General features: G+C 57.1%; 17 protein-coding genes. 10 read left to right on the plus strand and 7 right to left on the minus strand.

What is annotated here, in order from left to right:
- Entirely contained in the window at positions 1 to 1,821 is a 1,821-nt protein-coding gene (gene yidC, locus AC2A6O_RS20415; RefSeq protein WP_205514067.1) for a membrane protein insertase YidC, read from the plus strand.
- A gap of 85 nt (positions 1,822 to 1,906) precedes the next feature.
- Here yidC and AC2A6O_RS20420 read toward each other — a convergent pair whose 3' ends face one another.
- Positions 1,907 to 3,172, minus strand: coding sequence for a hypothetical protein (locus AC2A6O_RS20420; RefSeq protein ID WP_498929797.1), 1,266 nt, complete (start codon positions 3,170 to 3,172; stop codon positions 1,907 to 1,909).
- Positions 3,173 to 3,215: 43 nt separating this feature from the next.
- On the opposite strand from AC2A6O_RS20420, the gene AC2A6O_RS20425 reads away from it, so the two are divergent.
- The 6 genes from AC2A6O_RS20425 (at position 3,216) to AC2A6O_RS20450 (ending at position 7,882) form a co-directional block, all read left to right on the plus strand.
- Positions 3,216 to 3,893 carry a CatB-related O-acetyltransferase gene (locus tag AC2A6O_RS20425; RefSeq protein WP_498929799.1) on the plus strand — a complete coding sequence of 226 codons (678 nt, stop codon included), beginning with the start codon at positions 3,216 to 3,218 and terminating at the stop codon, positions 3,891 to 3,893.
- A gap of 34 nt (positions 3,894 to 3,927) precedes the next feature.
- Positions 3,928 to 4,575, plus strand: a complete 648-nt coding sequence (yihA, locus tag AC2A6O_RS20430; protein ID WP_498929801.1) for a ribosome biogenesis GTP-binding protein YihA/YsxC — start codon at positions 3,928 to 3,930, stop codon at positions 4,573 to 4,575.
- A 97-nt stretch (positions 4,576 to 4,672) separates the two neighbouring features.
- On the plus strand, positions 4,673 to 5,560 hold the full coding sequence (gene argB, locus AC2A6O_RS20435) for an acetylglutamate kinase (RefSeq protein WP_498929803.1): 888 nt from the start codon (positions 4,673 to 4,675) through the stop codon (positions 5,558 to 5,560).
- Positions 5,557 to 6,300, plus strand: coding sequence for a pyrimidine 5'-nucleotidase (locus AC2A6O_RS20440; protein WP_498929805.1), 744 nt, complete (start codon positions 5,557 to 5,559; stop codon positions 6,298 to 6,300). Before argB ends, AC2A6O_RS20440 begins: the two co-directional genes overlap by 4 nt.
- 207 nt (positions 6,301 to 6,507) lie before the next feature.
- On the plus strand, positions 6,508 to 7,371 hold the full coding sequence (locus tag AC2A6O_RS20445; RefSeq protein WP_498929807.1) for a LysR substrate-binding domain-containing protein: 864 nt from the start codon (positions 6,508 to 6,510) through the stop codon (positions 7,369 to 7,371).
- Between the two features lie 130 nt (positions 7,372 to 7,501).
- The gene (locus tag AC2A6O_RS20450) at positions 7,502 to 7,882 is read left to right on the plus strand and encodes a hypothetical protein (RefSeq protein WP_209001159.1); all 381 of its coding nucleotides are present in this window, start codon (positions 7,502 to 7,504) and stop codon (positions 7,880 to 7,882) included.
- A gap of 64 nt (positions 7,883 to 7,946) precedes the next feature.
- Here AC2A6O_RS20450 and pcaF read toward each other — a convergent pair whose 3' ends face one another.
- Genes pcaF through AC2A6O_RS20465 form a run of 3 tightly spaced genes read right to left on the minus strand, consistent with a single transcriptional unit; the run spans position 7,947 to position 10,552 of the window.
- The gene (pcaF, locus tag AC2A6O_RS20455) at positions 7,947 to 9,149 is read right to left on the minus strand and encodes a 3-oxoadipyl-CoA thiolase (protein ID WP_498929809.1); all 1,203 of its coding nucleotides are present in this window, start codon (positions 9,147 to 9,149) and stop codon (positions 7,947 to 7,949) included.
- Position 9,150: 1 nt separating this feature from the next.
- Positions 9,151 to 9,819, minus strand: a complete 669-nt coding sequence (locus tag AC2A6O_RS20460; RefSeq protein WP_498929811.1) for a 3-oxoacid CoA-transferase subunit B — start codon at positions 9,817 to 9,819, stop codon at positions 9,151 to 9,153.
- A gap of 1 nt (position 9,820) precedes the next feature.
- The gene (locus AC2A6O_RS20465) at positions 9,821 to 10,552 is read right to left on the minus strand and encodes a 3-oxoacid CoA-transferase subunit A (RefSeq protein ID WP_498930163.1); all 732 of its coding nucleotides are present in this window, start codon (positions 10,550 to 10,552) and stop codon (positions 9,821 to 9,823) included.
- Between the two features lie 202 nt (positions 10,553 to 10,754).
- On the opposite strand from AC2A6O_RS20465, the gene AC2A6O_RS20470 reads away from it, so the two are divergent.
- Both AC2A6O_RS20470 and AC2A6O_RS20475 read left to right on the plus strand, forming a co-directional pair.
- Entirely contained in the window at positions 10,755 to 11,513 is a 759-nt protein-coding gene (locus AC2A6O_RS20470; protein ID WP_498929813.1) for an IclR family transcriptional regulator domain-containing protein, read from the plus strand.
- 194 nt (positions 11,514 to 11,707) lie between these two features.
- A complete protein-coding gene (locus tag AC2A6O_RS20475) occupies positions 11,708 to 12,448 on the plus strand; it encodes a hypothetical protein (protein ID WP_498929815.1) in 741 nt (246 codons plus the stop codon).
- On the opposite strand, the gene AC2A6O_RS20480 is transcribed toward AC2A6O_RS20475, so the two are convergent.
- Positions 12,418 to 12,669, minus strand: coding sequence for a DUF6471 domain-containing protein (locus tag AC2A6O_RS20480; protein WP_498929817.1), 252 nt, complete (start codon positions 12,667 to 12,669; stop codon positions 12,418 to 12,420). The genes AC2A6O_RS20475 and AC2A6O_RS20480 overlap by 31 nt on opposite strands.
- A gap of 106 nt (positions 12,670 to 12,775) precedes the next feature.
- On the opposite strand from AC2A6O_RS20480, the gene AC2A6O_RS20485 reads away from it, so the two are divergent.
- Positions 12,776 to 13,735, plus strand: coding sequence for an IS1595 family transposase (locus AC2A6O_RS20485; RefSeq protein WP_498929819.1), 960 nt, complete (start codon positions 12,776 to 12,778; stop codon positions 13,733 to 13,735).
- 391 nt (positions 13,736 to 14,126) lie between these two features.
- Here AC2A6O_RS20485 and AC2A6O_RS20490 read toward each other — a convergent pair whose 3' ends face one another.
- Together AC2A6O_RS20490 and AC2A6O_RS20495 are read right to left on the minus strand one after the other, a co-directional pair.
- The gene (locus tag AC2A6O_RS20490; protein WP_498929821.1) at positions 14,127 to 14,687 is read right to left on the minus strand and encodes a Panacea domain-containing protein; all 561 of its coding nucleotides are present in this window, start codon (positions 14,685 to 14,687) and stop codon (positions 14,127 to 14,129) included.
- 120 nt (positions 14,688 to 14,807) lie between these two features.
- On the minus strand, positions 14,808 to 15,257 hold the full coding sequence (locus tag AC2A6O_RS20495; RefSeq protein ID WP_498929823.1) for a hypothetical protein: 450 nt from the start codon (positions 15,255 to 15,257) through the stop codon (positions 14,808 to 14,810).
- Between the last annotated feature and the right edge of the window lie 2 nt (positions 15,258 to 15,259).

Genomic DNA, 15,259 nt, shown 5'->3' on the forward strand with positions numbered 1-15,259 from the left:
TTGATTTCTGAAAACCGCAATACGATTCTCGCAATCGTTCTGTCCCTGATTGTTCTGCTCGGCTGGCAATACTTCGTTGCCGCGCCTCAGCTGGAACGCCAGCAGGCCGAACTTCAGGCGCAGCAGGAAACCGTCCAGAAGACGGCGACCGACAGCGCGAACCCGAACAAGCCGCAACCAGACGCCTCGCAAGGCACTGATACGGCCGCACCGGTGGCCGGGCAGCAAACCGCCTTCGCCAACCGGGAAGCCGCCATTGCCGCTTCCAAGCGCGTGACCATCGATACGCCAAGCCTGGAAGGGTCCGTCAATCTGAAGGGCGGCCGTCTTGATGACATCCGGCTGAAGGACTATCACGAGACCGTGGACAAGAGCAGCCCGACCATCGTGTTGTTCTCGCCGTCCGGCAGCCCCGATCCCTATTACGCCGATTATGGCTGGGTCGGTGACCCGGGCGCGGACCTCGCGCTGCCCGGCGCGGATACGGTCTGGTCGATCGACGGCGAAGCGACCCTGACCCCGTCGACGCCGCTCACGCTGTCCTGGGACAATGGTGCCGGTCTTATCTTCAAGCGCACGTTTTCGGTCGATGACAACTACATGTTCACCGTCGACCAGTCGGTTGAAAACACCGGCAGCGACGCGGTAACGCTTTATCCCTACGGCTTGATCGCCCGCAAGGGCGAGCCCCAGACCAAAGGCATCTACATTCTCCATGAAGGCCTGCTCGGCGTCTTCGGCGCAGAAGGCCTCAAGGAAGTCGATTACGACGATCTGGCGGAAGAAGGCTCCATCCGACCGGCCAAAGTGGACCAGGGCTGGCTCGGCATCACCGACAAGTACTGGGCGGCGACGCTCATCCCGACCCCCGGTCAGGAATTCCAGCCAGGCTTCAGCCATTCCGCAACCACCGACGTTTACCAGGCCGACTATCTCGGCAACGGCGTGACCGTGGCGGGCGGCGCAACCGGCGAAACCAGCTCGTATCTGTTTGCCGGTGCCAAGGAAACCAAGCTTCTCGACGGCTATGAAGAATCACTCGGCATCGAGCGTTTCGAACTGCTGATCGACTGGGGCTGGTTCTACTTCCTCACCAAGCCGATGTTCTTCACCATCGACTATTTCTTCCACCTGTTCGGCAACTTCGGCGTCGCCATCCTGGTCGTCACGGTTATCGTCAAGCTGATCTTCTTCCCGCTGGCCAACAAGTCCTACGTCTCCATGAGCAAGATGAAGCTCGTGCAGCCGCAGATGACGGAAATTCGGGAGAAATATTCCGACGACCGGCAGAAGCAGCAACAGGCGTTGATGGAGCTCTACAAGAAAGAGAAGATCAATCCGCTTGCGGGCTGTCTGCCCATCGTTGTGCAGATCCCGGTGTTCTTCTCGCTCTACAAGGTGCTTTACGTCACCATTGAAATGCGCCATGCGCCCTTCTTTGGCTGGATTCAGGATCTCTCGGCACCGGACCCGACCACAGTGTTCAACCTGTTCGGCCTGATCCCCTGGGATCCGCCGCAGATGCTGATGCTGGGCGTCTGGCCGCTGATCATGGGTATCACCATGTTCGTCCAGATGAAGATGAACCCGGCGCCGCCCGATCCGACCCAGCAGATGATCTTCACCTGGATGCCCGTGATCTTCACCTTCATGCTGGCCTCTTTCCCGGCCGGTCTGGTGATCTACTGGGCATGGAACAACACCCTGTCCGTGACGCAGCAATATGTGATCATGCGCCGTCAGGGAGCCAAGGTGGAGCTCTGGGACAATCTGGGAGCGCTCTTCAAGCGCAAGAAATCAGCTCCCGACGACAAGAGCTAATAGGCTGACCAAGCCAACGCAAATAATGAGAAAGGCCCTCCACCCGGGGGCCTTTTCTATTTCCGGCAAATCACAGCGGCTAGACTCACACGAACTGTATTGGCTGGCCGCCTGTGATGGGTGGCGTGTGGACAGTGTTCTGGTCTGCTGTGAAGCCGATGGCGTGGTTGTCGCCCAAAAGATAGGTGGAGAGGGCCTGCATGATATTCGACCGCGCCCTACTATCGTGCATGCGTAAGGCGCGCAATCCATTTACATAGGCCGCGAAAGTCGGATCCGGGGCATTCGTGTTTGGCTTGAATCCGATCTGCTTGTCGCCCAACTTGACTTCGTAGCCGAACATCGAGAGCCCGAGCAATTCGCGCGTCAGGACACGGGGAATGTTTAGTTTTGTGTCCCAGAACATCTGCATGTTCCAGCTGAAAAAGCGCTGCCAGACCATAAGCCTGTACTCTTCGGTGTTTTTCAGAAAGGACTCCGGCGGATTGCCGCCAAATCTCCCGGCGTATCGGGCATGCATGCGAGCCAGGTGCGGCTTCAGCGAAGCTTCGCATTCACGCCAGATCCCCTGCTCGTATTGGTCAAGCGCAATCACGAAATCGTGCTGAGCGGTCGCCGAACCGATGATCAGTGCGTCGTTGAGAATCGGTGTCCAGCCTCTTTCGCTGAGGATACTGCCGCCCCCCTGCGCCTGGATGATGCGGTTATCCGGATTTACGGCCGCTTGCGCGCGTGGTGCCGTGACGACCCCAGTGCGGAATGCGTCTGCCTGACTCACCCCCTGCACCGTCTCATCATCCTGTATGCCGTTGGCCGCGGTCACTCCAAATTGCAGGATGTATTCGGCGTTCTTGCGTATTTCAGTCCCGCCAAGCAGAACATATTTCAGCCGGTTCTCGGCGGTTGCCCGGTAAAGCCGGAAGGCAGCGCGGATATAATGGTACATGTGGAATTCAAAATTCCAGGAAGCGCCTTTCCACTTTCCCACCCAGGCATTGTCCTGACGGTAGATCGTCACAAGCGCGTCGATCTCTCTTTTGAATTCTCGCCATTGAAGCAAAGGCATCGCCGTTTCCCCATCTTGGTATCGACAGAAGACCTGTCCGGTGCAACTAAGGTAAGGGCGCTTCTGTCGTGAGACCTGTGACGGCGGACACAGCGAAAGTCCGGGCTCAGGCCATTGCGCGCGCTTGACCGAAGCCGGAGGCCGTGGTGTTATCCCGCTCCCTAGCGCGAACCCTTCGCGCCTTTCAACCGATATCTTTTGGAGTGCCTGGTTCGATGATCCTGTAAAGCAAGACCTGTTCCGCAAGGCGAAGCCGCTCACCGGCAGGTCAACCGCGTTCGACACGCGTTTTCCTCTTCCCTTGTTTTCTTGCTTTCAAGGAGGCCCCATGCACGGCCCTTCTCCCGATACGCTCCATCCGTTCAACGGCGAACTGCACACGGTTTTTCTCAAGAATCTCGTCACCCGACCGACGATCGAGATCGGCGACTTCACCTATTACAATGATGAAAGCCACGCAGCGGAGTTCGAGAACCGCAACGTGCGCTACCATTTCGACTTTCTCGGCGACCGGCTGAAGATCGGAAAGTTCTGCGCACTCGCGCAGGGAACAACCTTCATCATGAGCGGCGCCAACCACGCCATGACCGGGTTTTCGACCTACCCGTTCAACATCTTTCAAAATGGCTGGGAACAGGGCTTCGATCCGGCGACCATTTTCGACCATCTGAAGGGAGATACCGTTGTCGGGCATGATGTGTGGTTCGGAACCAATGCAACGGTCATGCCCGGCGTCACCATCTGTTCGGGGGCTATCATAGGTGCGCATGCGGTCGTCGCGTCCGACGTGCCGCCCTATGCGGTGGTGGTCGGCAATCCTGGACGGGTCGTGAAACTCCGGTTCGATGAAGCGACCATCGAACGGCTGCTTGACATCGCCTGGTGGAACTGGCCCATCGAAACGATTTCCCGGAACCTCGATGCAATCCGCGGTGCGGATATCGATGTGCTTGAGTCTGTCGCAACAGAGTTGAGCGTTGAGCGCGATACGGCACGCCAAAACTAGTGACGGTTGCTTTCAGGCAGGGTAGAAGGCGCTTATGAGCGAAGACCAAAAATATTCCGATGAAGACCTTGAAGCCGGCCGGCTGATGTTCTGCCGGCCGTGGGACTTTCTGACCAGCGTCACCGACATGGCCAATCTGCCCGAGGCAACCGGGGCGGAGATCGCCTTTGCAGGCCGGTCGAATGTCGGCAAGTCCAGCCTGATCAATGCGCTGACCGGGCGCAAGGATCTGGCTCGCACTTCGGCAACGCCGGGCCGGACGCAGATGCTGAACTTCTTCATCGCGCCCGAGACGCCGCTGACAATCGTCGACATGCCCGGGTACGGTTATGCCCAGGCGCCCAAGGAACTGGTGGAAGCCTGGACCCAGCTGGTGTTTTCCTACCTGCGCGGACGGCCGAACCTGCGCCGGGTGATCCTTCTGATCGACAGCCGCCACGGCATCAAAAAGAACGATCTCGAAGCGATGGACCTGCTCGACAAGGCCGCCGTCGTCTATCAGGTGGTTCTGACCAAGGCCGACAAGATCAAGCCGCCGCAACTCGTTCGCCTGATCGAGGAAACCCAGGCGATCCTGCGCAAGCGTGTGGCCGCCCATCCGGAAATCCTGGCAACGTCTTCGGAAAAAAAACGCGGTGTCGATGAACTGCGGGCAGAGCTGTTTCTTCTGGCCACTCAATAATCCCTGTCTCCTGCGCCGATTGTGAAGCCACTTCAAACCGGCTATAGCAGGGGGCTTTCGCGAGACTTTTTCCAGCCACGGTGAGTATTTCAGTTCCATGACCACGCCTGACACCGCCACACGCGCCAACATCATTGCCCATGCCCTGCCCTACATGCAGCGCTACGACAACAAGACGGTTGTCGTGAAATACGGCGGCCATGCCATGGGCGATCCGGAACTCGGCCAGGCCTTTGCGCGCGACATCACGCTGCTGCGCCAGTCCGGGGTCAATCCGGTGGTGGTTCATGGTGGTGGGCCGCAGATCGGCAAGATGCTGCAGCGGCTGAACATCGTCAGCGAGTTCAAGGGCGGCCTGCGCGTTACCGACAGGGCCACCGTGGAAGTGGTCGAGATGGTCCTTGCCGGGTCGATCAACAAGGAAATCGTCCAGCTGATCAACGCAGAAGGCGGCCGTGCGGTCGGCCTGTGCGGCAAGGACGGCAACCTTGTGACGGCCCGCAAGCTGACCCGTACCGTGGTCGATCCCGACAGCAATATCGAGAGCGTTCTGGACCTCGGCTTCGTGGGCGAACCGGACAAGATCGACCCGACCGTTCTGAAGCTGGTGCTGAAGGAAGACATCATTCCGGTTGTCGCCCCCGTGGCTCCGGGCGAAGACGGCGAAACCTACAACATCAATGCCGATACTGCCGCCGGTGCAATTGCGGGTTCTCTCGACGCAAAACGGCTCTTGTTCCTGACGGACGTGCCCGGCGTTCTGGACAAGGACGGCAACCTGATCAAGCAGCTGACCGTTGCCAAGGCGCACGAGCTGATTGCCGACGGCACCATTTCCGGCGGCATGATCCCCAAGGTGGAAACCTGTATCGAGGCCCTGGAACGCGGTGTTGAAGGCGTGGTCATCCTGAACGGCAAGGTGCCTCATGCGGTGCTGCTGGAACTGTTCACCGACGGTGGCGCAGGGACGTTGATCCGCCCGTGACCGGAAAGCGCCCCCTGCCCCACGAGGGCCAGCAGGCTCATCGCCGCGATCTGAGGATCTTCAAGGGTGTTGAAGCCTGGGTCTTCGATCTGGACAACACGCTTTATCCGCACGAGAGCAACCTGTTTCCGCAGATCAACGAAAAGATCTCGCGCTATGTGCAGAAGACCCTGAACCTGCCCCCGGACGAGGCAATGGCACATCAGAAGGAACTCTATCACGAGTTCGGCACGACCTTGCGCGGCCTGATGAGCAATCACGATATCGACCCGGACGACTACCTGCATTTCGTCCACGATATCGACTATTCGACCCTAAAACCCGATCCGGAGCTTGCAGCCGCAATCGAGGCCTTGCCGGGACGGAAATTCATCTTCACCAACGGCGACCGCCCGCATGCGGAACGCACGGCGGCCGCGCTCGGTATCGCGGATCACTTCGAGGACATCTTCGACATTGTCTCGGCCGATCTTGTGCCCAAGCCCAACAAGGTCACCTACGAGCGGTTTCTGACGCATACGGGTGTCGCTCCGGCACGTGCCGCGATGTTCGAAGACCTCGCGAAGAACCTGAATGTGCCGCACGCACTCGGCATGTGCACGACCCTGATCCTACCGACAGGCACGCGTGAGGTGTTTCAGGAGACCTGGGACATGGAAGCCGATCCCTATCCGCATGTGGATTTCGTCACCGATGAGCTGACCGGCTTCCTGAAGGCGGTGCTTGGGGCCATCAGCTAGCTTCCAAGAACATTCTAGCACGATGCATGGACGCTTGTTTCCATCGCAAAGTTGAATGTCCGGGCGCTGCTGATGATCATTTCCTTCGCGCTGATGGCGCTGGTGAACGGGCCGGAACGGGAAAGTTCCGCCAAAAGGAACTGACTGATCTCGACAGGGTCTCCGGGCTTCATTATTGAAGTATGTTCAACTTTCCGGAGATCGATCATGGCGTCCCTGCGCGCGCTTCATGCCTTTTCCCTGCTGGCCCGCCATGGACGCGCATCGCTTGCCGCGGAAAAGCTCGGCGTTTCGCCGTCCGCCTTGTCCCACCTGATGCGCAAGCTGGAAAACGAGCTCGGGGCGACCCTGGTCAACCGGGACGGACGCGGTCTCACGCTGACCGAAGAGGGCCAACGGCTGGCACTGAGCATGGGCGATGCCTTCGACCGGATAGAAGAAGCGGTCGATAGCTTCCGACGGCGCGGGCGCACGGAATTGAGGATCAGCACGGTTTCGACCTTCGCGACCCGCTGGCTGATCCCGCGTCTGCCCGATTTCCAGGCGAACCAGCCGGATGTGGAGTTGCTGTTGTCCGCCTCCACACGGATGATCGATCTCGACCGGGAGAACTATGACTGCGCCATAAGACTGGGCACAGGCAACTGGCCAAGTGTCGAAAGCCACCTCTTGTGGAAGGAACATCTGGCGGTTGCTTTGGCGCCGGCTCTGTTACGCGGCAAGGATGCCGCCGACACCTCCGTCCTGAGCGGTCTCAGACTTCTGCACAGCGCCTCGCGCCGCGGCGACTGGTCGCGCTGGCTGGAGGAAAGTGGTCTCAGCCACCCCGACACGAAGTCGGGAACCGTGCTGCAAAGCCGGGATCTCGCCATACAGGCCGCCATTGCCGGCATGGGCGCGATCGTGATCGACAGGCGCTTCGTCTCCCAGGAACTGGACGCGGGCCACCTGATCATGCCGGACTGGAACCAGGTTGAACTGGAGACCGGCTACTGGTTTGTCCGCTCGCCTGCCCGCACCCTGACCCGCCCTGTCGCTGCGTTCCGTGACTGGCTGCAAACCACTGTCTGAAAACCGGAATTTGCAGCCCACGCTTGCCATTCCTTTCAAAAAGTGCCCCATTATTTGCAGAGGCTGCCAGCCATCCCTTCAAGACAAAGGGGGGCGCGGCCTTTCAAGAGCATACTTTGGGGGAAGTATTATGCGTAAGGGGCTATTGAGCGCCGTCTTGTTGGCGTTCTCTTTTGTTTATTTTGCTGCTGCCGCAGCACCGGCATCGGCGGAAACGCTGCTCTGGCGGTTTGAAAGCAAACATCCGAACATTGTCGATGTGGAGCTTTATTCCGACACCCGCCGCGGGCACGTCTGGCCGGGCAAGAAGAAGATCTACGTGCTCGACGATTTTTCGACCAAGACGATCAACATCTCCTGCCAGCGCGGCGAGAGGGTCTGCTACGGCGCCTGGGTGCGCAATCGCAGCAATCTTTACTGGGGTGTCGGCTACAAGAACCGCAACCGCTGCTCCAACTGCTGTTACACCTGCAACGGCGGCCAGACCCGCGTGATCGTGCTCAATCCGTGACGCGCGGAAGCCGAAACGGCCGGGGAAAACCCGGCCGCTTCCGCATTTGATGGCAAGGCGGTGATCAGACGCTTTCCAGAGCGATCGCGATCCCCTGACCAACACCGATGCACATGGTGGCAAGGGCGCGTTTGGCGCCGCGCTGCTGCAGTTCAAGAGCAGCCGTGCCAGCAATACGTGCACCCGACATGCCGAGCGGGTGACCAAGTGCGATGGCACCGCCGTTCGGGTTGACATGGTCCGCATCCAAGGCAATTCCGAGCTGGCGCAGCACTGCGATGCCCTGGCTTGCGAAGGCTTCATTCAGTTCGACAATGTCGAAATCGGTTGGCTTGATGCCGAGCCGCGCGCACAGCTTCTTGGTTGCCGGTGCCGGGCCGATGCCCATGACGCGCGGTTCGACGCCTGCTGTGGCACCGCCGGAAATGCGGGCGATTGGCGTCAGGCCGTATTTGCGGGCTGCGGCTTCAGAGGCAACGATCAGCGCGGCTGCACCATCGTTGACGCCAGACGCGTTGCCTGCGGTCACACTGCCGCCTTCCCGGAAGGGTGCACGCAGTTTTGCCAAGGCTTCCAGCGAGGTTGCCCGCGGATGCTCGTCCTTGTCGACGACAACCGGATCACCCTTGCGCTGGGGAATGGTCACCGGCGTGATTTCCTGCGCCAGACGGCCGTTTTCCTGGGCTGCTGCCGCCTTCTGCTGCGAGCGCAAGGCAAAGGCGTCCTGGTCTTCGCGGGAGACGCTATAATCTTCGGCAACGTTTTCGCCGGTCTCCGGCATGGAATCGATGCCGTATTGCTTTTTCATCAGAGGATTGACGAAGCGCCAGCCGATGGTGGTGTCATAGATCTCGTTCTGACGCGAGAAGGCGGTTTCCGCCTTGGGCATGACGAATGGCGCACGGGACATGGATTCCACGCCACCGGCAATCGCCAACTCCATTTCACCCGCCTTGATGGCCCGGGCCGCGCTGATAACCGCGTCCATGCCCGAACCGCACAGGCGGTTCAAGGTGGTGCCGGGCACGGTTTCCGGCAGTCCTGCCAGCAGCAGGCTCATGCGGGCAACGTTGCGGTTGTCCTCGCCCGCCTGGTTGGCGCAGCCGAAAAAGACTTCCTCAACCGCTGCCCAGTCCATGTTCTGATTCCGCTCCACCAGCGCCTTCAGCGGAATGGCGCCAAGGTCATCGGCACGGACAGAGGACAGCGCCCCGCCAAAGCGGCCGATGGGCGTACGGATATAGTCGCAAATAAAGGCTTCAGCCATTTTACACCTCGGGAACAACAAGATCGGCGACAGCGCCGGGAACAAGAAGCTCTGCGCCGGTGACCGCCTGAAGATCTTCAAGCGACAGTCCGGGCAGTTTTTCACGCAGCACGAAGCGGCTGTTCTCGATGTCGATCACCGCAAGGCTGGTGTAGACACGGGTCACGCAGCCGACACCGGTGAGCGGCAGAGAGCAGCGTTTGACCAGCTTCGGCTGTCCTTTTTTCGTGACGTGGTCGGTGATGACGGCAACCCGCTTGGCACCGTGCACAAGATCCATTGCCCCACCGACCGCCGGAACGCCCTTCGGGCCGGTCGACCAGTTGGCAAGGTCGCCGTTTTCGGCGACTTCATAAGCACCCAGGATGGCCACATCCAGATGACCGCCGCGCACCATGGCGAAACTGTCGGCATGGTGGAAGAAGGCAGCGCCCGGCTTCAACGTGACGGCTTTCTTGCCGGCGTTAATCAGGTCCCAGTCTTCCGAGCCTGCTTCAGGCGCCTGGCCGAAACCGAGAAGCCCGTTCTCGGTGTGAAAGATCGCTTCCCGGCCGTCCGGCTGAAACTGGGCGACCTTCTCGGGAAAACCGATGCCAAGGTTCACATAGGCACCGTCGGCAATATCCTGTGCCGCGCGCCAGGCGATCTGGTTGTTTGAAAGCTTTTCCATCTCAGGCCTCCAGCGGATAGGCGGCATTGGCGCGATTGAGGTCTTCTTCCTGCAGCGGATCGGCAACCTCCACGACCTTTTGAACGAAAATCCCCGGCGTGACGACGACTTCGGGATCAATCCCGCCTGCATCGACAATCCGGCTTGCCTGCACGATGGCTTCCGCCGCGGCCATGCACATCAGCGGATTGAAATTCCGGGCCGCCATGCGGTAGGTCAGATTGCCGAAAGTGTCCGCCGTATCGGCCTTCACCAGAGCCACATCGGCCTTCAGCCAGCGTTCCTGCACATACATGCGACCGTCGAACTCGGCGACCGGCTTGTCCTTTGCCAGATCCGTTCCGTAAGAGGACGGCGTGTAGAAGGCGGGAATGCCCGCACCGCCCGCGCGAATCCGTTCCGCCAGCGTGCCCTGGGGCACCAGTTCCAGCTCGATGCCGCCTGCCAGATACATCTCGGTAAAGACCACCGGGTCGGCAGAGCGCGGGAAGGAGCAGATCAGCTTGCGCACCATGCCCGCCTCGATGAGCGCGGCCAGGCCCACATGACCGTTGCCGGCATTGTTGTTGATCACCACTAGATCCTTGGGATGCCCCGTCTCGCGATAGCGGTCAATCAGCGCATGGATCAGCTCGATGGGAGATCCGGAGCCGCCGAAGCCGCCGATCATCACCGTCATGCCGTCCTCTATCCCCGCCACGGCGGTGGCAAGGTCGGAAACCGTCTTGTCCATCATTGTCTCCTTCTCGGGCATTGCCCAAAGCTGCGGCATTCGCATGAGGACAGGATGTCTCCAAACCTCAGGGCCGGTCCGCTTGCGGGCTGTGCAGTGCCAAGGAGATAGCGATGGCAGGTGTCTTTCGTCCAATTGATTTGTGCGATATGCTGCATTTGTTTACATATCGCACAAATCAACATCGCATGAGATGACACACATGATTGCTGAACGGGACATCATGGGCGGCCTGGCCAAGGGGTTGCAGGTTATCGAGACCTTTACCGCCGACCGGCCCCGTCAATCGATCACCGAGGTCGCGAACGCGTCCGGTCTCGACCGGGCAACCTCCCGCCGCTGCCTGCTGACCTTGGCGCATCTGGGATATGCCAACTGGGACGGCAAGTTCTTCACCCTGACGCCGCAGGTGTTGCGGTTGGGGACGGCCTGCCTTGCCACCATGCCCTTGCCCCGTGTTGTGCAGCCGTTGCTGGACCGCCTGTCGGAACAGATCGGCGAAAGCTCGTCGGTGTCGATCCTTGATGGAGACGAGATCGTCTATGTAGCGCGCGCAGCCCGAACGAAAGTGATGTCGATTGCGCTGATGCCGGGCTCCCGGTTGCCAGCCCATTGCTCCTCCATGGGCCGCATCCTGCTGGCCGCCTTGCCGGAAAGCGAAGCCCGCGCCCGGTTGGAGGCCATGGCCCTGACGGCCATGACACCGAGGACCCTCACAAACGTGGATGCCATTCTGGCCGAACTTGCCAGCATCCGCAGCCAGGGGTTTGCCATGATCGATCAGGAGGTGGAACCCGGACTGTGCTCCATCGCGGTACCGGTTCAAAATTCCCACGGCCACACGATTGCCGCACTCAATGTCGGGTATGCCAGCACGTCCGCCGCTCCGGAAACGGCAAAAACAAAGTTCCTGCCCGCCCTCCTCAAGATCCAGTCAGAATTGCGCCCGCTGCTGACGTGAGGTGCATTTAAGAGTGGGTCAGGTACTCGTGCCTGCGAAACCTCTCTCTCCCGGCCGCACTGCCCCTAAGGTTGGCACATCCCCTTCTCCCTCGCCCTCTCGGCATTATGTATCAAGAGCACCAAGGGTGCTCACCGTTGTGGAGTGCGGTGAAATGACTCCACAATTTAGATTAGTTGGTGCACGTTTTCGGGATGAGAATTTTAAAACGTGCATTCCGCGACACAGTAAGTCATCTCAAAACTCTGCTGACTGCTATCTTTGCTGGCATTGTGTCTCTTGTCGCCCTCTACTATTGGAAGGGTGACCGCATGGCTTATGAAGAAATAGCTTTTGTGGTCGTTGGTGTTATTGGAGCGGCTTCCGGCGTTTTGGTTATTTTCCTTTGGAACTTACTTGCAGCTCCTTATAGAATTGAAAAAGAACGAGCAGATGCGGCAGAGGCAAGGGTCGCTGAGCTTAAATCTGGCACAGAACTACCAAATACCGTGCTACAATCACTTTCTGATAAGCAGGAAGAAAACGAGCAGTTAAAACAAACACTGATCGATTTATCATCAATTTTTGAACAGTATCAGCGCTTGCTTAACGCCACATTCCTTTTTTCGGAGTTCAAGGGGACTTCACTAAGGCAAGAAGACATCGGTATTGTTGCTTCGTTTATTTCTGAAGAAGCAAAAAAGCTACTTCCACAACTGCCATTTAAACCTAATCAATCCCTTATTTTCCAAACTGGTTGGAACCAGTACAGATATATTTTCTCAACACCAAAACGCATTCCTCCGAAAATTAATTTTCTTGAGTTGCCCAACGGAGTTTCTGCCGAAATTTTGAGAGTAAGTAAGATAGATTTTGAGGTGAGTTTTTTTCACGCGCCTTCGCAAAATCGCGAACAAGTCGCCCCTCAGCTATGCACAGCAAGTGCCGAGCTTTGATCTAAATGTAATGTATGAGTGCCAATCGCCTCAAGACACGCCAACAGAAACGCCGCGCTAAACTTCCCCCGGCTTAGCTTGTTTCTGATATTCGCTTCCTTCTCCTCAACGCCGATCACTGCCAGCCGGTCCGCGAGCTGGGCATAGGTCACACCCTGACGCTTCAATTCAGCCTTCAGGAGATTAGCCGCGCGCGCCTCCCAGTCCGTCTTTTCTGCCATGACGTACCTCGTTTGATGCAAAAAGTATCGTTTTTGATACATATGCACTTGTAAGCGATACGTCAACGTACCATATACGATGCATAGGCATCGGAAACAGTACGTTATGGCACAGCATTTCCTTCTTTCAGCAAAAGCACGGACCCTCTCCCTGAAATCCATCTACCAGGGCGGAGAGGAAAAGGCTTACGACACGTTCCGCAAGATCCGTTGGAATGAGACGGAAGGCGAAGCTGTGTGCCCGCGCTGCGGCTGCTGCGACACCTACGACATTCCGACCCGGCGCAAGTTCAAGTGTGCCGCCTGCGGTCATCAGTTCTCAGTCACCAGCGGAACGATTTTTGCCAGCCGCAAAATGTCCTTCACGGACCTGCTGGCCGCGATCTGCATCTTTGTAAACTCTGCAAAGGGCATCAGCGCCTTGCAGCTCTCCCGTGATCTGGACTGCCAGTACAAGACGGCTTTCGTTCTGTCGCATAAGCTGCGTGAAGCCATGGCCGCTGAAATCAAAGGCCATACGCTGGACGATGAAGTCGAAATCGACGGTGCATATTTTGGAGGTCATATCCGCCCTGAAAACCACAAGGAAGACCGCAAGGACCGCCGTCTTGCCAAGCACCAGACCGGCAAACGTCGCGTTGTCATCGCTATGCGTGAGCGCGAAGGACGCACGTTGACCTTTGTTGCACGTCACGAAGGCGAAGGCGTTGACCATGCCAAGATGTTCGTTGACCGCGATGCGATCATGTACGCCGACGAGGCTTCACATTGGGACGCATTGCACGACGGTTGGAAGACCTACCGCATCAATCACTCAGAAGCCTATGCAATCGACCATGTGTCAACGAACCAAGCCGAAAGCTTCTTCTCTCGCCTGCGTCGCATGGTGCGTGGTCAGCATCACCATGTCAGCGCTCGCTATCTGCACCAGTATGCGAACCATGCGGCATGGCTTGAAGACCATCGCCGCGAGAGCAACGGCGAACTAGCAGGCCGTGTGCTTGGGCTGGCGATGACACATCCAGTTAGCCGGGAATGGAAAGGGTATTGGCAGCGTTCGGTTTAATTGCAAAAGTCTCGAAAATACTTCTTCACCCTAGGTTTAGTATGCAGAGACTTTAACACTCCATCTCGGATTAGAAAAAATTTTTCTTCATCAAAAAGTCCTTCATAAGTAATAACTCCTTCCTTTACTGATCGTATGAGAATATCAGTACTAACAGTATCAGCTTGAGCATAATTTATGAAAGATTTATGCCTAATAAATTTGTGACCATCTTCAAGTAAACAAGTTTCGTCACATCTTTCATAGTGAGAATTTAAAACGACGAACAAGTTTAAGTTATTTTCGCAAGGGTCATTGATAATAATATGCAAATGACCGCGTCCTCTATCGTGCGCGGGGCCTGTGTTGGGTATGTGCAGAGTAGTTCTGCTAAGTGGATAAAATAAACCGCTCAAATTGATAGCAAACTGGAGACACGTCTTTTATACGCAATTTCTTCCTCGACGCGTTCTCCATCCCCCCGTCCAGAACTGTCAGCCAAATCAGCATATGATATTGGCAGCCTTCCTTTTTCTACTTCAGTATATTCAGGGCAATTTTCGTGGGTCCATTTGCGAATTTGAGATGCGGAATAGTTTTCAAACTTTCCCCACGTGGCATCTAAAACGCCTAGTTCAGCATCGCTAATTTCGTCTAATGTGTCCCGATCAACATTGGCAGTCGGCAAAATAGTGCGATTATCTTGATTTAATTGCAGGAAACCCGACCAGTATTCCTGATCAAGATCGCCGTTTATTGCATTTAACGTATTCGAGCAAATTGGGCCGTGCTTTAAGGAGTAAAGCTCGTCATAAATCATTGGGTGACCGTGGAGCCTAATAAATTCTCGCTCAGCCAAATAGACCAGCTTAATAAGTTTCAATTTCTCCATACCAGGTTGTTTTGAAACAAAATAGGCAGCAACTTGAGCAGCCTTTTTGCTATCAAATCCTATGAGATATGAAACGTCCATGCATTCCACCCTGCACGCTAATTGAGTCAAGATGATAGCATTCCACAAATTGAAGTTGAACCGGAGATGCTTCGCGGGGCTTGAAAATTCAGTCCATGAATCATTTTGGCAACGGTTGTCCTAACGCTTCAGCCGCCACAACTGCACCCCGTTCCCATTTCCCTCAGAAACAACACGGCCTTGTTTCCGCATTCCCCCCAGAACGCGTGACACGTTGTTCGTGAGCTTCACCATGTACGCATGGTCGTTCGGGTTGTCCCCGCGCTGCTGAGCGATCTGCAACGCGATCTGACGGCTTGTTACAAGTTCTGTAGCGGTTCGAAGGATGTTGGACACCTGCCGCCCTATCTCGCCGCGCTTGTGTTGCTTCTTGCCTACGTTCTGCGGCATGAGGGCATCGTAATCAGCCTCAAAACCCAGCAGCCTTAAAGTCCGGTCGATAGCGGCTATGTCGCTACCGGCGGTAGCGTGAAGCCTGCGAAGCTCTTGAGCCTGGTGGCAGAGTTCAACCCTCTTTGCCAGCAAGCCTCGGATTGTTTGATCGTAGCTTTTGAGTTTGGCCGGTTTCATGC

The sequence above is a fragment of the Labrenzia sp. ATLA3 genome (assembly GCF_057180185.1).